The sequence below is a fragment of the Sphingomonas sp. SORGH_AS_0950 genome (assembly GCF_030818415.1).
Taxonomy (GTDB): domain Bacteria; phylum Pseudomonadota; class Alphaproteobacteria; order Sphingomonadales; family Sphingomonadaceae; genus Sphingomonas.
Window position 1 is genome coordinate 1,462,554 of the sequence record NZ_JAUTAE010000001.1, and the last position, 16,987, is coordinate 1,479,540.

Annotated in this window: 14 protein-coding genes and 1 tRNA gene; 9 read left to right on the plus strand and 6 right to left on the minus strand. The window is 68.4% G+C overall.

The window, feature by feature from the left end; genetic code table 11:
* Positions 1-49 precede the first annotated feature (49 nt).
* Positions 50-985: a cell wall hydrolase gene (locus tag QE385_RS06205; RefSeq protein WP_307100085.1), complete on the plus strand. Its 936-nt coding sequence runs from the start codon at positions 50-52 to the stop codon at positions 983-985.
* A 7-nt stretch (positions 986-992) separates the two neighbouring features.
* Here QE385_RS06205 and QE385_RS06210 read toward each other — a convergent pair whose 3' ends face one another.
* Positions 993-1,688 (minus strand): HAD family hydrolase, encoded by a 696-nt coding sequence (locus QE385_RS06210; protein WP_307100087.1) that lies wholly within the window; start codon positions 1,686-1,688, stop codon positions 993-995.
* Positions 1,689-1,782: 94 nt separating this feature from the next.
* The gene (locus tag QE385_RS06215) at positions 1,783-4,350 is read right to left on the minus strand and encodes a PAS domain-containing protein (RefSeq protein WP_307100089.1); all 2,568 of its coding nucleotides are present in this window, start codon (positions 4,348-4,350) and stop codon (positions 1,783-1,785) included.
* 184 nt (positions 4,351-4,534) lie between these two features.
* Here QE385_RS06215 and QE385_RS06220 point away from each other — a divergent pair, with 184 nt between their 5' ends.
* The 8 genes from QE385_RS06220 (at position 4,535) to QE385_RS06255 (ending at position 12,614) form a co-directional block, all read left to right on the plus strand.
* Complete coding sequence (locus QE385_RS06220) at positions 4,535-4,978, plus strand: hypothetical protein (RefSeq protein WP_307100091.1); 444 nt, start codon at positions 4,535-4,537, stop codon at positions 4,976-4,978.
* A 95-nt stretch (positions 4,979-5,073) separates the two neighbouring features.
* Complete coding sequence (locus QE385_RS06225) at positions 5,074-6,516, plus strand: PepSY domain-containing protein (protein WP_307100093.1); 1,443 nt, start codon at positions 5,074-5,076, stop codon at positions 6,514-6,516.
* A 71-nt stretch (positions 6,517-6,587) separates the two neighbouring features.
* The gene (locus tag QE385_RS06230) at positions 6,588-7,106 is read left to right on the plus strand and encodes a TspO/MBR family protein (RefSeq protein WP_307100095.1); all 519 of its coding nucleotides are present in this window, start codon (positions 6,588-6,590) and stop codon (positions 7,104-7,106) included.
* 52 nt (positions 7,107-7,158) lie between these two features.
* Positions 7,159-8,127: a cytochrome c oxidase subunit II gene (gene coxB / locus QE385_RS06235; protein ID WP_307100097.1), complete on the plus strand. Its 969-nt coding sequence runs from the start codon at positions 7,159-7,161 to the stop codon at positions 8,125-8,127.
* Positions 8,124-10,634 carry a cytochrome c oxidase subunit I gene (gene ctaD / locus QE385_RS06240; protein ID WP_307100099.1) on the plus strand — a complete coding sequence of 837 codons (2,511 nt, stop codon included), beginning with the start codon at positions 8,124-8,126 and terminating at the stop codon, positions 10,632-10,634. The genes coxB and ctaD overlap by 4 nt, the downstream gene beginning before the upstream one ends.
* Positions 10,631-11,008 (plus strand): hypothetical protein, encoded by a 378-nt coding sequence (locus QE385_RS06245; RefSeq protein WP_307100101.1) that lies wholly within the window; start codon positions 10,631-10,633, stop codon positions 11,006-11,008. Before ctaD ends, QE385_RS06245 begins: the two co-directional genes overlap by 4 nt.
* Positions 11,005-11,583: a cytochrome c oxidase assembly protein gene (locus QE385_RS06250; RefSeq protein ID WP_307100103.1), complete on the plus strand. Its 579-nt coding sequence runs from the start codon at positions 11,005-11,007 to the stop codon at positions 11,581-11,583. The genes QE385_RS06245 and QE385_RS06250 overlap by 4 nt, the downstream gene beginning before the upstream one ends.
* Positions 11,580-12,614, plus strand: coding sequence for a c-type cytochrome (locus QE385_RS06255; RefSeq protein WP_307100105.1), 1,035 nt, complete (start codon positions 11,580-11,582; stop codon positions 12,612-12,614). Before QE385_RS06250 ends, QE385_RS06255 begins: the two co-directional genes overlap by 4 nt.
* Positions 12,615-12,624: 10 nt before the next feature.
* Here QE385_RS06255 and QE385_RS06260 read toward each other — a convergent pair whose 3' ends face one another.
* The 4 genes from QE385_RS06260 to lon all read right to left on the minus strand — a co-directional run bounded on the left by QE385_RS06260 (position 12,625) and on the right by lon (position 16,867).
* Positions 12,625-13,395 (minus strand): EAL domain-containing protein, encoded by a 771-nt coding sequence (locus QE385_RS06260; RefSeq protein ID WP_307100107.1) that lies wholly within the window; start codon positions 13,393-13,395, stop codon positions 12,625-12,627.
* A gap of 432 nt (positions 13,396-13,827) precedes the next feature.
* Positions 13,828-13,902 (minus strand) — tRNA-Val (locus QE385_RS06265).
* A gap of 64 nt (positions 13,903-13,966) precedes the next feature.
* Positions 13,967-14,239: an HU family DNA-binding protein gene (locus QE385_RS06270; RefSeq protein WP_042489856.1), complete on the minus strand. Its 273-nt coding sequence runs from the start codon at positions 14,237-14,239 to the stop codon at positions 13,967-13,969.
* A gap of 201 nt (positions 14,240-14,440) precedes the next feature.
* Entirely contained in the window at positions 14,441-16,867 is a 2,427-nt protein-coding gene (lon, locus tag QE385_RS06275) for an endopeptidase La (protein WP_307100110.1), read from the minus strand.
* Positions 16,868-16,987 lie beyond the last annotated feature (120 nt).

The window sequence follows — 16,987 nt, forward strand, 5'->3', positions numbered from 1 at the left end:
TCCGCCATAAAGCGGCGTCCATGAACGGGCGGGTTGGAAAGCGGATGTCATGCGGCGCTGGCTGATGTTGATCGCGACATTGGCGGTCGCCACCTCGTGCACGCCGGTGCGCCGGGCCCGTCCGCATCTGACGCTGGACGTGCCCCCACCGACCACGCGGACGCTGCTGCGCCAGCTCGCGCTCGACGTGCCCGAGACCGACCTGCCCGAGACGCTGGCGCCGGGCACCCCGATCGAGATGGCCGCCGCCCCCGCCTTCCACGGCATCGCCCGCACCGCGCGGGACGCCGCGCGCGCCGCCGAATGCCTGACCGCCGCCATCTATTACGAGGCACGCTCCGAGCCGGTCGACGGCCAGCGCGCAGTGGCACAGGTTGTGCTGAACCGCGTGCGCGACCGCGCCTTTCCCAAGAGCATCTGCGGCGTCGTCTATCAGGGTTCGGATCGGTCGACCGGGTGCCAGTTCAGCTTCACCTGTGACGGGTCGATGGACCAGCCGCGCGACCCCAACGCCTGGGCCCGCGCGGCGGCGGTGGCGCAGGGCGCGCTGGCGGGGCTCGTCTATGCGCCGGTCGGTGCGGCGACCTTCTACCACGCCAATTACGTCCTGCCCTGGTGGGCCTCCAGCCTGAACCGGATCGGCGCTGTCGGCAGCCATATCTTCTATCGCTGGCGCGGTGCGCTGGAGCGCGACCTGTCCTTCCGACAGGGCTATGCCGGGGTCGAGCCCGCCATCCCGGCCCGCGCCGCCGCCCCGGCCATGGCCGACAGCATCGCCGCCGTCGCGCCCGAGGCGGTCAACGGCGTGACCATCCATCGGGGCGATCCCTCCCGCCTCGTCGCCGATGACGGCCCCGAGGTGGCGCCCGCGCTCAAGGTGCCGGTGACGACCGCCGGGGTCCGCATCCATCGCAACGGCTTCGCGCATGACGGCGCCGATGTTTCGCAAGGGGCCATTGTCGGCGAGGAAAGCGATCCGGGCTGAAGCCCGCTCAGCCGATCGTGTCGATCCAGTCGGGCAGGTCACCCAGCCGGTCGAGTTGCCGGAAACGCGGATGATCCTGCGGCACCTCCCCCGCTTCATGGCTCCAGGCCAGCGGCTGGGGGATATAGGCTGCCCAGGCCCCCGCCTTCAGCGCGGGCAGGATGTCCGAGCGCATCGAATCCCCCGCCATTACGGCCGCCTCCGGTGCGACGCCGTGGCGGTCGAAGATGCGCGCGAAGGTGTCGGGCGTCTTGTCGCTGACGATCGCGACATCGGCGAAATGCGCCCCCAGCCCGGAGGCCGCCAGCTTGGCTTCCTGATGCAGCAGGTCGCCCTTGGTCACCAGCACCAGCCGCCCCCGCCCGGCCAGCGCGGCCATCGTCTCGGCGATGCCGTCGAGCAGTTCGACCGGATGCGCGAGCAGCCGCCGCCCCGCCTCCAGCAGCCGTGCGACCAGCTCGGTCGGCAGGGTCGGCCCGGCCAGCTCCACCGCCGTCTCGATCATCGACAGGGTAAAGCCCTTCGCGCCATAGCCATAGAGCCGCAGATTGCGCCCCTCGCACGCCTCCAGCGTCGCGCGCGCCACCCGCGCCTCGGCAAAGGGGGCGAGCAGGCCGACCAGCGCCTCCTCGGTCTCGGCGAAATGCCGCATATTGTGCCAGAGCGTGTCGTCCGCATCCAGGCAGATGAGTTCGATCGCCATGCCCATATCTCCCGTTACGCGCCGCTTTCCATCACGATTTCGGGGATGATGCGCAAGCCCGGCCGGGGGCGCGACCGGGTGCCGTCACGGCGGATCAGGACGCGTGGGGATCGTATCGTCGTGCGCCCGCGCCCATCGCCGCCTGGATGCCCGTGACCAGCGCATCCACCGTGAAGGGCTTGGTCAGCAGTTGCATCCCCGGCGCCAGATGCCCGCTGTTCAGCACCGCGCTCTCCGCATAGCCGGTGATGAACATGATATTCAGATAGGGGCGGAGTTCCCGTCCCGCCTCGGCCATCTGGCGCCCGTTCATGCCGCCGGGCAGCCCGACATCGGTGACGAGCAGGTCGATCCGCCGGTCCGAGCGCAGCAGGGCGAGCCCGGCGGCGCTGTCGCCCGCCTCGATCACCCGATAGCCCATGTCGCGCAGCACATCGGCGATCATCAGCCGCACGGTCGCCTCGTCGTCGACGATCAGCACCGTCTCGCCCGCGCCGCTTGCACTTCCGCGCGCGGCGGCGGGGCCGGACCGCTCCGCCTCGACCAGGCCGTCATGGCGCGGCAGATAGAGGTGGACGGTCGTCCCCTCGCCCGGCGTCGACTGGATGCGGACCTGGCCGCCCGACTGTTGGGCGAAACCATAGATCATGCTCAGCCCCAGCCCGGTCCCCTGCCCCAGCGGCTTGGTGGTGAAGAAGGGGTCGAACGCCTTTTCGATGACGTCGGGGGTCATGCCGGTCCCGGTATCGGTGACGCACAGCACCAGATAGTCGCCCTCGGGTATGTCGCCGAAGCGCGCATTGTCATCGGCGAGGTGCCGGTTGACCATCTCGATCGTGATCCGCCCGCCCTCGGGCATGGCGTCGCGCGCGTTGATGCACAGGTTCAGCAGCGCATTCTCGAGCTGCGGCGCATCGACCAGCACGGTCCACAGATCGTCCGCGCCGCGCGTCTCCAGTGTGATGGCCGGACCGACCGTGCGCTGGATCAGGTCGGTCATGCCGCCGACCAGCCCGGCGATATCGGTCGCGCGCGGGGCGAGCGTCTGGCGCCGCGAAAAGGCGAGCAGCCGATGGGTCAGCGCCGCCGCCCGTCGCGCCGCGCCCTGCGCCGCGTCCATGTAACGGTCGACATCGGCGATGCGTCCCTGCGACAGCCGCAGCGCCATCAGTTCGAGCGAGCCCGAGATACCGGCGAGCAGATTGTTGAAATCATGCGCCAGCCCGCCGGTCAGCTGTCCCACCGCCTCCATCTTCTGCGACTGGCGCAGCGCCTCCTCGGCGCGCATCAGCTCGGCGGTGCGGTCGGCCACGCGCTGTTCGAGCTGGTCGGTCAGCGCGCGCAGTTCGGCGATCGCGCAGTCGCGTTCCGCCTCCAGCGCCCGGCGACTGCCGACATCGATCAGCACGCCGGGGAAATGCAGCGGCGTGCCGTCGGGCGCGTGATCGACCCGCCCATTCGCCTCCAGCCAGTGATAATGGCCGTCGCGCCGCCGCACGCGATATTGATGCGCATAGGCGCCGCCCCGCGCGATCGCCTCGTCGATCGCCTCGGCCAGCCCCGCGCGGTCGTCCGGGTGGACCGTCTCCACCACCTGCGCCAGGCTCAGCCCGTCATGGCCGAGCGCGGGGTCCAGCCCGAAGGTGCGCGCGAACGGCTCGTCCACGGTGAAACGGTCGGTCGGCAGGTCCCAGAACCAGGTGCCGATGATCGCCCCGGCCTCCAGCGCCAGCTGCACCCGCTCGGCATTCTGGCGGGCGCGGGCCTCGCTCTCGCGCAGTTGGTGCTCGACGCGGATCCGCTGGGTGATGTCGAAGCTGACCCCCGGAAAACGGACGCAGCGCCCCGCCGCGTCGGGAATGCAGCGGCCTTGCGCCGACACCCAATGGACCGTGCCATCGGCCTCGACCAGCCGATATTCGGAAGTGAAGCGCCCCTCCCGGCCGATGCCGGTCTCCGCCATCGCGACGCCGACCTCGGCCTGGACGCGCTCCCGATCGTCGGGGTGGATGCCCTGGAAGAACTCGGCGATCGGCATGCCGCGCTCGGCCGCCGCCGGATCGACCCCGTACATCGCCGCGAAGCGCGCATCGGAGCGGACCGAATCATTGCACACGTCCCAGTCCCACAGGCCGACATGCGCGCCCGAACTCAGCGCCAGGTCCAGCCGCTCGTCCGCCTCGCGCTGTCGCCGTTCGGCCAGCACCCGCGCAGTCGTCTCGCCCGTGACGCAGACCATGCCCGCGATCCCGCCGTCATCGTCGAAGACCGGCGAATAGGAAAAGGTCCAGTAGCTTTCCTCGGGCCGCCCCTCACGCGCCAGGTCGAGCCGCATGTCGGTGACCTGCGCGACCCCGCCCGACAGCGCCTTGTCGACCAGCGGCGAGATGTCGTCCCAGATGCTGCCCCACAGGATGCGGAACGGCATGCCCATCGCCGTCGCCGCGCGATAGCCCAGGATCGGCCGATAGGCGTCATTGTAGAAGGAGATCAGGTCCGGCCCCCAGACCAGATACATCGGCACCGGACAGGCAAGCATCGTCGCCAGCTGGCATCGCAGCGCGACCGGCCATGTGCCCGGCGCGCCGAGCGACGTCGCGCCCCAGTCGAAGGCGGTGATCTCCTCCACCACCTGGCCCGACAGGCCGCGTAGGAATTCCAAAGATGATTGCGCCATCATGCCATTGTCTAACGATGCGTCGCCGGGTGCCATAATACGGTATAGAAGCAACAGTCTTCAGAAATCGTTAGCCTTTTCCCCATGAACCGTCGTCAGGGACCCCGGTAGCGCGTCAAAGTCGATCTGTCCGGGTGACAGGCCGGACCGGGGCGGTTAGGCCGGTCGGGTGACGGCGATCCGGAGCCTGCTCGCGCAACGCCATGGGGCCGTGCTGCTGTGCGCGGCGGCGTTGCTGCTCAGGCTGATCGTGCCGACCGGCTATATGATCGGCGATGTCGGGGGGCATATGGCGATCACTTTGTGTCCGGGCAGCGCCGCTCCGCCCGCCCAGGCCGCCCCGCCGATGACGCATGGCCACGGGCATGGCCTGTCCGCCGCGACCGCCCCCGCCCATGGTTCGCACGACCATCGCGGGCGCGAGCATGGGGCCGACCTGCCCTGCGCCTTTTCGGGACTGTCCACGGCCGGGCTGGCGGCGGTCGATCCGGTCCTGCTGGCCGCGTTCATCGCCTTCGTCATGGCGACGGGGCTGGTCGCACCAGCCCTATCGCGCCCGGCCGCGCCGCTTCATCTCCGCCCGCCGCTTCGGGGACCGCCCGCGCAACGCTGACCGCGTTTCGTCGGGTGTCGCACGCACGCGATGCCCCTTTCCGATCCTCGCCCCGTTATCGGCCATGCCGATACGGGCCGGTCGAAAGCGCCTTCATGCTGATATCGTCCCCACAGCCGGACCGGTTCCCGTCCGGCGCCCCCTCCGCCCACCCCGCGTCGCACGCCGCCTTTCACCGCACCATCTGGCGATGGCATTTCTGGGCGGGATTGCTGGTCGCGCCCGTCCTGCTGATGCTCAGCGCGACGGGCGCCATCTATCTGTTCAACGGCGCGCTGAACGACGCGCTCTACCCCGGACTGCGGTTCGTCGCGCCGCATCGCGGCGACGTCCCGATGTCGCGGATGATCGCGGCGGCGCTGGCGGCGCATCCCGGCTCCGCCTCGCGGGTCGACATGCCCGACACCGCTGATCGCGCCGCGGTCGTGTTCGTGACGCCCGACCATGGCGAGCCGCTGCGCGTCGCGGTCGATCCCGGCACGGGGCGCGTGCTGGGCAGCGTGGTCTATGACCGCACCCTGGTCGGCTGGGCCGACGCCATGCACCGGTCGATGCTGATAGGCGTGGCGGGCGAGCGGCTAATCGAACTGGCGGTCAGCTGGGCGCTGGTCCTGCTGGTCACGGGAATGATCCTGTGGTGGCCGCGCAGGGGCTGGCGCGCGGCGGGCACGCTCTATCCGCGCCTGTCGGGGCGGGGACGGCGTTTCTGGCGCGAGCTCCATGCACCCCTGGGTCTGTGGAGCGTGGGGCTGATCGGCTTCCTGATCGTCACCGGCCTGCCCTGGGCGGGGATCAGCGGCCCGCTGCTCCACCGGGTCAGCGCGGCGGCGGGGATCGGCTATCCGCCCTCCTTCCGCCAGTACAACATCCCCCGGAGCGTCCCGATGAAGGCGGCGCTGGGCGAGGCACCCTGGACGCTGGAGGATGCGCCGATGCCGCAGTCGGGCATGGCCGCCATGTCGAGCGACCATGCCGATCACAGCCCCGCCACCCCCGGCACGACGCGCGATCCGGCGGTGATCCGGGGGACCGACCGGGTGACGGCGATCCTGGCCGCTCATGGCTGGTCGGGCAGCTATCGCCTGTTCCTGCCCAAGGGCCCGCGCGGCGTCTATACCGTCTTCACCTATCCCGGCCGGCCGGAGGGGCAGAAGACGCTCTATATCGACCGATACACGTTCCGCCCGATCGGGCCGGAGGTTCGCTATGCCCAATATGGCATTGTCGGCCGTGCGGTGGAGTCCGGGGTGCAACTGCACATGGGCCAGTATTTCGGGCTGGCGAACCAGTTGCTGATGCTGATCCCGTGCCTCGCCATCTGGGGGCTGACGATCAGCGGGGTCGCGATGTGGTGGAAGCGACGTCCGGCGGGACGGCTGGGCGCGCCGCCGCGACTGTCGGGCGCGCGGGTTCGCGGGCTGGTCGTCGCTTTGATCGTCGCGGGCGTCGTCCTGCCGCTGTTCGGCCTGTCGTTGCTGGTCGTCGCGCTGCTGGATCGCATCGCGGTGGCGATGCGGCGGGGAATGGCGCGGGCGTAAATTCGCGGGTCCGCTGAACGGCGGGGGCGCCTGCTCGTTGTCGCTCCGATCGCATGAGTTTCGGAGAGACGATGATGAACGCCACCCGCTCCACCGGATTGTCGCCGCTGATCGCGGGCGGGGCCGCAGCCGCCGTGCTGGGACTGAGCGCGCTGGTCGGGCGGCGCAACGCCCCCGACCGGTCGCATCCCGGCATCCGCCGCTGGTATGCCCGGCTCGACAAGCCCGGCTTCACCCCGCCCGACAAGCTGTTCGGCGCGGTCTGGCCAGTGCTGGAGACGCTGGCGGGCGTGGGCGGCTATCGGCTGCTCCGCCAGCCCGCATCGCCGCGTCGCAATGCGGCGGTGGCGCTGTGGCTGGGCAACAGCGCGATGATCGGCGGCTGGACCGAGCTGTTCTTCCGGGCCCGCCGCCCCGGTCCCAGCGCGGTCGCGGCAGGGGCGATGACCCTGGGCACCGCCACGCTGGCCGCCACCGCGTGGAAGATCGACCGCCCGGCCGCCGCCAGCGTGGTGCCGCTGGCCGCCTGGCTGGGCTTCGCCACCGTGCTGGCGAGCGAGGTCGCGCGTCGCAACCCGCCGGAAAAATGACGCTTGGATGAAGATCGCATGAACCGTTTCGCGACCGAAGCGTTCGGGCGGGATGCGGGGGACTAGCATCATCGGAACGATTGCGGCGGCCAGCCTGCTGGCCGGATGCAATGCGCATCAGTCGACCCTGGCCCCGTTCGGCGCGGATGCGCTCGATATTCGCCATCTTTTCATCATCATGCTGGTCGGCGCGGTGGTGATCGCGGCGGCGGTCGCGCTGTTGATGCGCCATGCCGTCCGCGCGCCCGAGGGGGCGATCAGCCATCGAGGCGGGATGCGGATCGTGCTGTGGCTGGGCGGGATCATCCCGACGATCGTCCTGCTCGGGCTGCTCGCCTATTCGCTTCCCTATATGCGCCCGCGCCCGGTCGCGCCCGCCGACCTGCAGATCGCGGTCGATGGCGAGCAATTCTGGTGGCGCGTCACCTATCGCCCCGCCGCCGGGACCCCGGTCGAGAGCGCCAACGAGATCCGCATCCCCACCGGCCGCACCGTCGCCTTCCGGCTGGGCGCCGGCGATGTGGTGCACAGCTTCTGGATTCCGGGGCTGGCGGGCAAGATGGACATGATCCCCGGCCGCACCAACACGCTGATCGTCCGCGCGGACAAGCCGGGCCGCTACCGCGGGCAATGCGCCGAATTCTGCGGCCTGTCCCATGCGCTGATGGCGTTCGACGTCATCGCCATGCCCCCCGCCGCGTTCGACGCCTGGCTGGCCGGGCAGCGCCGCCCGGCGGTGGCAAGCGATAGCGAGGGCGCGCGGCTGTTCGCCGCCAATGGCTGTGGCGGCTGCCACACGGTCGCGGGCGTGACCGCGCGGACGCGGATCGGCCCCGACCTCACCCATTTCGGATCGCGCCGCACGCTGGCGGCGGGCATCCTGCCGATGACCCCCGCCAATGTCGCAGGGTTCATCCGGCACCCCCAAAAGACCAAGCCGGGCGTCCGTATGCCGTCCTTCCCGCAACTGTCGCAGGATCAGGCCATGGCCCTCACCCGCTATCTGCAAGGCCTGAAATGAGTCTCCACGCCCAGGACGATCCCGCCCTCCGCGCCGCGCAGGAGGAGAGGCTTCGCGCGGTATGGAAGCCGCCGAGCGGCCTGTTCCTGCGCTGGACCGACACCAACAACAACCGGGTCGGCGTGTGGTACACGCTGACCGCCTTCGGCTTCATGCTGTTCGCCGGGGTGCTGGCGCTCATCATGCGGACCCAGCTGGCGGTGCCCGACAACGACCTTGTCTCGGCGAACACCTTCAACCAGCTGTTCACGCTGCACGGCTCGGTGATGATGTTCCTGTTCGCCGTGCCGATGTTCGAGGCGGTGTCGATCATCCTGCTGCCCCAGCTGCTCGGCGCGCGCGACCTGCCCTTTCCGCGCCTGTCGGCCTTTGGCTATTGGAGCTTCCTGATCGGCGGCGTCTTCGTCTCCGGCTCGATCTTCTTCAACGCCGCCCCCGATGGCGGCTGGTTCATGTATCCGCCGCTGACCACCCGCACCGACCTGTCGGGGCTGGGCGCCGATATCTGGATGCTGGGCCTGTCCTTCATCGAGGTGTCGTCGGTCGCCGCCGCGGTCGAGCTGATCGTCGGCGTGCTGAAATGCCGCCCGCCGGGGATGCGGCTGAACCTGATGCCGCTTTATGCCTGGTACATACTGGTCGTGGCGGTGATGATCCTGTTCGCCTTCCCACCGCTGATCGCGGGCGACCTGTTGTTCGAGATGGAGCGGCTGCTGAACTGGCCGTTCTTCGATGCGGCGCGCGGGGGCGATCCGCTGCTGTGGCAGCACCTGTTCTGGATCTTCGGCCATCCGGAAGTCTATATCGTCTTCCTGCCCTCCATCGCGCTGTTCGCGATGATGATCCCGACCTTCGCCCAGCGGCATCTGCTCGGCTACCCCTGGATCGTGCTGGCGGCGGTTGGCACCGCCTTCCTGTCGTTCGGCCTGTGGGTCCACCACATGTTCGCGACCGGCCTGCCCAAGATCAGCCTGGCCTTCTTCTCCGCCGCGTCCGAGGCGGTCGCCATCCCGACCGGCGTGCAGATCTTCGCCTTCATCGCCACGCTATGGGCGGGCAAGGTCAAATGGTCGACGCCGCTGCTCTACGCATCGGGCAGCCTCGCCATCTTCGTCATCGGCGGGTTGACCGGGGTGATGGTCGCGGTCGCGCCGTTCGACTGGCAGGCGCATGACACCTATTTCGTCGTCGCGCACCTGCATTACGTGCTGATCGGCGGCACGCTGCTGCCGCTGTTCGGCGGGCTTTATTATTACTGGCCCCTGATCACCGGCAAGAAACTATCCGACCGGCTGGGGCGGACCGCCTTCTGGATCATGTTCGTCGGGGTCAACCTGACCTTCTTCCCGATGCATCTGTCGGGGCTGGAGGGGATGCCGCGCCGGGTCTTCACCTATCCGGCCGAGCTCAATATCGGCTGGCTCAACCTGGCGTCGACGGCAGGCTCCTATCTGTTCGCGACGGGCGTCCTCGTGCTGGTCGTCGACCTTGCCCTCTCCCCCACCCGCGCCAAGGCCCCGCGCAATCCGTGGAATGCGGGCACGCTGGAATGGCTGGCGCACCCGGATGACGAGGATTGGGGCATCCGCTCGGTCCCGCTGATCGAGAGCCGCTATCCGATCTGGGACCAGAAGGATTTCGTCGCCAAGGTCGATGAGGGCCGCTTCTTCCTGCCCGATGCCGAGGAAGGCCGCCGCGAGACGATCATCACCTCGGTCCTCGACGCCAAGCCCGTCTCGGTGATCCGGCTGGGCACGCCCAGCGTCAAGCCGATGGCGACCGCCGTGGCGCTGGGCGCGGTGTTCATCCTGACCACCTATCACCTCTATTGGCTCGCCGCGCTGTTCGGGGTGGTGACGCTGGCGGCGATCGTCTGGTGGCTGTGGGATACCGCCGAGATTCCCGAAAAGCCCGAAAAGCCGATCGGTCACGGCATGCGCATGCCGCTCTATATCTCGGGGCCCGCCGCGCCGGGATGGTGGGCGATGTTCATCACGATGATGGCCGACGCGACCGCCTTTTCGGGACTGGTCTTCGGATATTATTTCTACTGGACGATCCACCCCGATTTCGGCGCCGGGTTCGACGGGCCGGGGATCGGCGGGCCGATGCTGGCGCTGGGACTGTCGCTGGGCAGTTGGGCGGCGACGCTGGCGGCACGCGAGGTTCATGCGCGAGGCAGTGTCGCGGCGGCGCGCCTGCTGCTGCTGATCGGCGCGGGCGCGGCGGGGGCCAGCCTGTTCGCCGGGCTCGCCAGCCTGAGCGGGCTCGACCCCGAGGCCAATGTCTATCCGGCGATCGTATGGGTGCTGGTCGTCTGGACCGTCGTCCACGCCGCCGTCATGGTCGTCATGCAGCTCTATACGCTGGCTCGCAGCCTGGCGGGCCGGATGACGCCCATCCATGATGCCGACATCCGCAACATCACCGTCTATGCGCATTTCTTCGCGCTGACCGCGATCGTCACCTATCTGACGGTCGGGCTGTTTCCGGAGACGGGGCTGTGAGGCGCTGGCTGAAGCGCGCGCACCGGCTGCGCGTCACGCTATGGACGCTGATCGTGCCGCCGACCGTCTGGGCGGTGCATTTCCTGCTCTCCTATCTCTGGGCGGCCGTCTCCTGCGCCAAGATCGGCGAATGGGCGCTGTTCCCCACCGTCTTTGCCATCGCCACGGCGGTCGCCTTGGTGATCATCGTCGCCTCGGGGCTGATCGCGTGGCAGCAGTCGCGCACGCCGGGCGATCCCCCGCCGCACAATGAAGGGACCGACATCGATCGGCTGCGATTCCTGGCCTATTCGACGCTGCTACTGGCTGGGCTGAGCTTCATCGCGGTGGTCTTCACCGCGTTGCCGGTCCTCATGCTGGGGGATTGCCGGTGAGGCGCGGCATGCTGATCGCGGGCCTCGCGCTGCTGCCGCTGGGCTGGATGCTCAGCCCGCTGGGCATGACCGGGCATATGGCCGCGCACATGATCGCGGTGGCGATCGCCGCGCCGCTCGTCGCGCTGGGGCTGCAGGGCCATGCCCTCGACCCCGCCGAGCGCTGGCCACGTCTCGCCAGCCCGATGGTCGCCGCGCTGGTCGAGGCGGTCGTGGTCTGGGGCTGGCATGTGCCCGCGCTCCGGCGGTTGGCCGATCACCAGCCGGTCTGGCTGGCCATCGAGCAGGCGAGTTTCCTGATCGCGGGCCTCTGGCTCTGGTCCGCCGTGCTGGCGCCGCGCCACCGCGCGAGCGGGGTTGCCGCGCTGCTCGTCACCTCGATGCATATGACCTTGCTCGGCGCGCTGATCGGGCTCGCCCCGCGCCCGCTCTACAGCCATCACGGCGCGGGCGCACTGGAGGATCAGCAGCTGGCGGGCGTCATCATGCTGCTGGTCGGCGGCATCGCCTATCTGTGCGGAGGTCTCGCGATGCTCGGCCGCTTGCTTCAGGTCCGGCAGGAGGCGCACGCATGACGATCCGCATCACCTGGAAACGCGTCGTCGCGACGCTGATCGGCCTGTTCGCGCTGGGCATGGCCTTTGCCTGGTCGGGGGTCATGAACCTGGCCGCGTCGAGCGGACACTGGGCGATCACCGACTGGTTCCTGCACTGGGCGATGCGCAACTCGGTGCGCACCCATGCGGCCTTCTCCTCGCCCAAGGACCCCGCCGAGGCCAGCGGGCTGGTCAGCGCGGCGGGGCATTTCGCCAATGCCTGCGCGGTCTGCCACGGGGCCCCCGGCCAGAAGCCCGCCCCCGTCATGCAGGCGGCCACCCCGCCCGCCCCCGATCTGGCGGTCAATGCGCGCGAATGGACCGACCGGCAGCTGTTCTGGATCCTGCAGCACGGCGTCAAATATACCGGCATGCCCGCCTGGGCGGTGCAGGACCGGCCGGACGAGGTGCGGCGCATGGTCGCCTTTGTCCGCCGCCTGCCCGACATGACCCCGGCCCAGTATCGCGCGCTGGTGGCCGAGGCGTCGCCGGCGGTCGATCCGGACAATTGCACCGGCTGCCACGGCACCGATGGTCGCGGACGCGGGAGCCCCGACATTCCGATCCTGGGCGGACAGAACCCCGCCTATCTCCTCGCCGCGCTTCAGGGCTATGCGAACGGCACCCGGTCGAGCGCGGTGATGCAGCAGGTCGCGATGCGGATGGACCCCATCGCGATGCAGACCGCCGCGCGCCGTTTCGCCGCCATGCCGGGGCTTGGCGGGCGTCCTTCCGGTGACGCGGCGGCGGCGCGGATCGTGACGCAGGGCCTGCCCGAGCGCCAATTGCCCGCCTGTGCCAGCTGCCACGCGCCCGGCAAGCCCTATCCGGTGATCGCCGGACAACGCGCCAGCTATATCGCCGCGCGGCTCCGCCACTGGCAGGGCGACAAGAATGTCGTCGATGCGCGCAAGAGCCATGCGACCATGCCCGTCATCGCACGACGCATCCCCAAGGAGATGATCGACCCGCTGGCCCGCTATCTGGCTGGCGAAGGCGAGCCCCGCTGACCGGGGCGGCTCAGCCCATCGCCGCCCAGGATGGTTCCTCGGGGACCATGCCGGGCGGCAGGCACCGGAAGCCGGGCCGCGCGAACAGATAGCCCTGCATATAGCGGACGCCCAGGCGGCGCAGCGTGTCATATTCGCCGAGCGTCTCGACCCCCTCGGCCATGACGGCCATGCCCATCTTGTCGGCGATGCGGATGACCCCTTCCACGATCATGCGGCGCGGCATCGCCTCGTCGATCCCGCGGATCAGCGCCATGTCGAGCTTGATATAATCGGTCCTGACCTGCCCCAGCAGCGTCAGCCCGGCCTGCCCCGCGCCGAAATCGTCGATCGCGGTGCCGAAGCCCATATGCGAATAGGTATCGAGGATCGTCTTCAACGCCGCACCGTCGCCCGGATCGGCGCGCTCCGAAAACTCGAAGATCAACCGTTCGGGCGGCAGGTTCAGTCGCCGCGCGGTCTCCAGCGTGGGCTCAAGGCAGGCGATCGGACAATAGACCGTGGCCGGCAGGAAGTTGATCGCCAGCCGCGCATCGCCGTCGAGCAGCCCGGCGGCCACCGCCCCCTCGATCGCGGTCACCCGGCATTGCTGGTCGAAGGCATAGAGCGTGTCCGGCGTCACCTTGGCCAGGATGCTCGCGGCGCTTTCTCCCTTGCTGCCCCGGACCAGCGCCTCATAGGCCATGGGTCGGCCGGTCGAGACGTCCATGATCGGCTGAAACGCCATGGCCATGGGAAAGACGGCATATTCGGTGTGAGAGCGGCGATACCCCGGCTGCATGGCAATCTCCTTCGCCCGAAAGCATAGGGCAAAGCCACTAAATCGCCGTTAATTGTCGGAGCCTTGCCGACATAGCCATGCGAGCGGCTGGAATATTCATAATGCTTGGGGGGAATCATCGACCGCCATCGGCATCATCTTATGATGCGGCGATATTTTCTGTTCTCTGGTGAGGATGACAGGGAGATTGCCGTCCTCGGATGACAGCCCGGTGTGGGGCGCCTTCGCAAGCGTCCGGTTCGTGGCGATGCCCCACCCCAACCCCTCCCCTGAAGGGGAGGGGCTCGCATGGGCGCGGCGCAATGTCGTCGTGGTCGAGGCGCGAGGGCGAAGCCGTTGCCGACAGCATCGCGCGCGGCGTTTTCGCCAATGCAAAATGGCCGCCCGATCATCTTCCGGCGGGGAAGAGACGGGCGGCCATTGCCATTTGCATGGTGGGCGCGACAGGGATTGAACCTGTGACCCCACCCGTGTGAAGGGTGTGCTCTACCGCTGAGCTACGCGCCCGGTAACCGGGAGAGGCGCCTTTAGGCGGCGGCGAACCGCCTGTCCAGCCCCAAAATCGAGAAAATCAGTTCACCGAGTCCTTGAGCAGCTTGCCCGGCTTGAACTTGGGCTGCGACGACGCCTTGATCGTCATCGGCTCGCCAGTGCGGGGGTTGCGGCCGGTCGACGCCTTGCGCTTGGACACCGAAAAGGTGCCGAAACCGACCAGGCGGACCTCGTCCCCCTTCTTCAGCGCGGCGGTAATCGATTCGAACACGGCATCCACGGCCTTGACCGCATCCCCGCGCGCCAGCCCTGAGGAGTCGGCGACGGTGGCGATCAGCTCCTGCTTGTTCATTCCATAACCCCCTATGATCCCGATATTAAAACGAGCCTAACTGCTGACGCCCGAATATCAAAGTGCCGATAATGCCGGACCCGGCGGCGCTGTCAAACCCCCGTTTCCCGCAAAAGCGAAGGATCGCGCAAACAGAAGCCCGTGTCAGGACGATGACAAGGGCCGCCCCTCCTTCGACGGACGGCCCCTGCGATGCGACGATCAGTGGTGGCGTTCGCCCCCGACCGCCGGGATCGGCGCGGGCGGCAGTGCCGCCAGCTCGTCCGCATCGGTCCAGTCGATCGCCTCCAGCGGCCCGACCAGCGCCAGGCGCAGCACCTCGTCGACATGCGCGACCGGCACGATCTTCAAGCCCTCGCGGATATTGGCCGGGATGTCGGCCAGATCCTTCTCATTCTCCTGCGGGATGAGGACGGTGGTGATCCCGCCCCGCAGCGCCGCAAGCAGCTTTTCCTTCAGGCCGCCGATCGGCAGCACGCGGCCGCGCAGCGTGACCTCGCCGGTCATCGCCACATCCTTGCGCACCGCGATCCCGGTCAGCGTCGAGACGATCGAGGTGACCAGGCCGATACCCGCCGACGGGCCATCCTTGGGCACCGCGCCCTCGGGCAGGTGGATATGGATATCCTTGCGGTGGAACAGCGACGGCTTGATCCCGAAGCTGGGGCTGCGCGCCTGGACGAAGCTGAAGGCGGCCTGGACCGATTCCTTCATGACGTCGCCCAGCTTGCCGGTGGTCTTCACCTGGCCCTTGCCCGGCACCGTCACCGATTCGATGGTCAGCAGCTCGCCGCCCACCTCGGTCCAGGCGAGACCCGTGACCGCGCCGATCTGATCCTCCTGTTCGGACAGGCCATGGCGATACTTCTGCACGCCCGCGAATTCGTGGAGGTTTTCGGGCGTGATCGTCACCGACGTCGCCTTGCCCTCCAGAATCTGGCGCAGCGCCTTGCGGGCGAGACGCGCGATCTCACGCTCCAGGGTACGCACGCCCGCCTCGCGGGTGTAACGCTGGATCAGCGCACGCAGGCCGTCTTGCGTCAGCGTGAACTCGCCGTCCTTCAGGCCATGGGTCTCGACCTGCTTGGCGACCAGATGGCGCTCGGCGATCTCGACCTTCTCATCCTCGGTATAGCCCTCCAGTCGGATGATCTCCATGCGGTCGAGCAGCGGCTGCGGCAGGTTGAGCGTGTTCGCGGTGCACACGAACATCACGTCCGACAGATCGATGTCGATCTCCAGATAGTGATCGTTGAACTTGGCGTTCTGTTCGGGGTCCAGCACCTCCAGCAGCGCCGAGGCGGGGTCACCGCGGAAATCCTGGCCCAGCTTGTCGATCTCGTCGAGCAGGAACAGCGGGTTGGACGTGCCGGCCTTTTTCAGGTTGGTCACGATCTTGCCCGGCAGCGAGCCGATATAGGTCCGGCGGTGGCCGCGAATCTCGGCCTCGTCGCGCACGCCGCCCAACGACTGGCGGATGAACTCGCGCCCGCACGCCTTGGCGATCGACTGGCCCAGCGAGGTCTTGCCGACGCCCGGCGGGCCGACGAGGCACAGGATCGGCCCCTTCAGCTTGTTGGTGCGCGCCTGCACGCCGAGATATTCGACGATCCGGTCCTTCACCTTCTCCAGCGCATAATGATCCTGGTCGAGGATCGCCTGCGCCGCCGCAATGTCCTTCTTGACCTTGGACTTCTTGCCCCAGGGCAGACCCAGCAGCACGTCGAGATAGTTGCGCACGACGGTCGCCTCGGCGCTCATCGGCGCCATGGTCTTCAGCTTCTTCAGCTCGGCGGTCGCCTTGGTCCGCGCTTCCTTGGACAGCTTGAGCGTCGCGATCTTCTGGGTCAGCTCGGCGATCTCGTCGCCGTCGCCGTCCTCGCTCTCATTGCCCAGCTCGCGCTGGATCGCCTTGAGCTGCTCGTTGAGATAATATTCGCGCTGCGTCTTCTCCATCTGGCGCTTGACGCGGCTCTTGATCTTCTTCTCGACCTGCAGGACGCCGAGTTCGCCTTCCATCAGGGCATAGGCCATCTCCAGCCGCTTGGCCGGATCGGTCTCCACCAGAAGCGCCTGCTTGTCGGCGACCTTGACCGAGATGTTGGCGGCGACGGCATCGGCCAGCTGCGAGGCATCCTCGATCTCGGCCAGCTGCACCGCGGTCTCGGCGGGCAGCTTGCGGTTGAGCTTGGCGTAATTCTCGAACTGGTCGACCACCGAGCGCATGAGGGCGGCGATCTGCGCCTTCATGTCATGGTCCTGCTCTTCCAGCGCGGCCTCGTCGGCCTCGACCGGGGTCGCGTCGATCGTGGCGGTCAGGAAGGCGCCCGATTCGTCCAGCTCGGCCAGGCGACCGCGCACCTTGCCCTCGACCAGCACGCGGACGGTGCCGTCGGGCAGCTTGAGCAGTTGCAGGACGGTGGCGGTGACGCCGATCTCATACAGATCCTCGCGCGCCGGATCGTCCTCGGCGGGATCGAGCTGGGCGACCAGGAAAATCTCCTTGTCCGCCGCCATCGCCGCCTCGAGCGCCGCGACCGATTTGTCGCGACCGACGAACAGGGGGACGATCATGTGCGGGAATACGACGATGTCACGCAGCGGAAGGACGGGATAGGACTGGTTCATGCAAACTCCGGTCGGCCCCGACCGGGGCCTCTTCATCACACTATATGGGGAGGGTTGCCGTTCCATCAATCGTCGGTGCGATCAGTGGATCGATCGACGGCTTGCCAAGCCGTCGGCGTT

What these genes read in the sequence shown, in the direction of transcription:
- lon (WP_307100110.1), bottom strand. Translation starts at nt 16,867, where the DNA reads ATGAACCAGTCCTATCCCGTCCTTCCGCTGCGTGACATCGTCGTATTC.
- QE385_RS06205 (WP_307100085.1), top strand. Translation starts at nt 50, where the DNA reads ATGCGGCGCTGGCTGATGTTGATCGCGACATTGGCGGTCGCCACCTCG.
- QE385_RS06255 (WP_307100105.1), top strand. Translation starts at nt 11,580, where the DNA reads ATGACGATCCGCATCACCTGGAAACGCGTCGTCGCGACGCTGATCGGC.
- QE385_RS06270 (WP_042489856.1), bottom strand. Translation starts at nt 14,239, where the DNA reads ATGAACAAGCAGGAGCTGATCGCCACCGTCGCCGACTCCTCAGGGCTG.
- ctaD (WP_307100099.1), top strand. Translation starts at nt 8,124, where the DNA reads ATGAGTCTCCACGCCCAGGACGATCCCGCCCTCCGCGCCGCGCAGGAG.
- QE385_RS06260 (WP_307100107.1), bottom strand. Translation starts at nt 13,395, where the DNA reads ATGCAGCCGGGGTATCGCCGCTCTCACACCGAATATGCCGTCTTTCCC.
- coxB (WP_307100097.1), top strand. Translation starts at nt 7,159, where the DNA reads ATGCGGGGGACTAGCATCATCGGAACGATTGCGGCGGCCAGCCTGCTG.
- QE385_RS06230 (WP_307100095.1), top strand. Translation starts at nt 6,588, where the DNA reads ATGATGAACGCCACCCGCTCCACCGGATTGTCGCCGCTGATCGCGGGC.
- QE385_RS06210 (WP_307100087.1), bottom strand. Translation starts at nt 1,688, where the DNA reads ATGGCGATCGAACTCATCTGCCTGGATGCGGACGACACGCTCTGGCAC.
- QE385_RS06225 (WP_307100093.1), top strand. Translation starts at nt 5,074, where the DNA reads ATGCTGATATCGTCCCCACAGCCGGACCGGTTCCCGTCCGGCGCCCCC.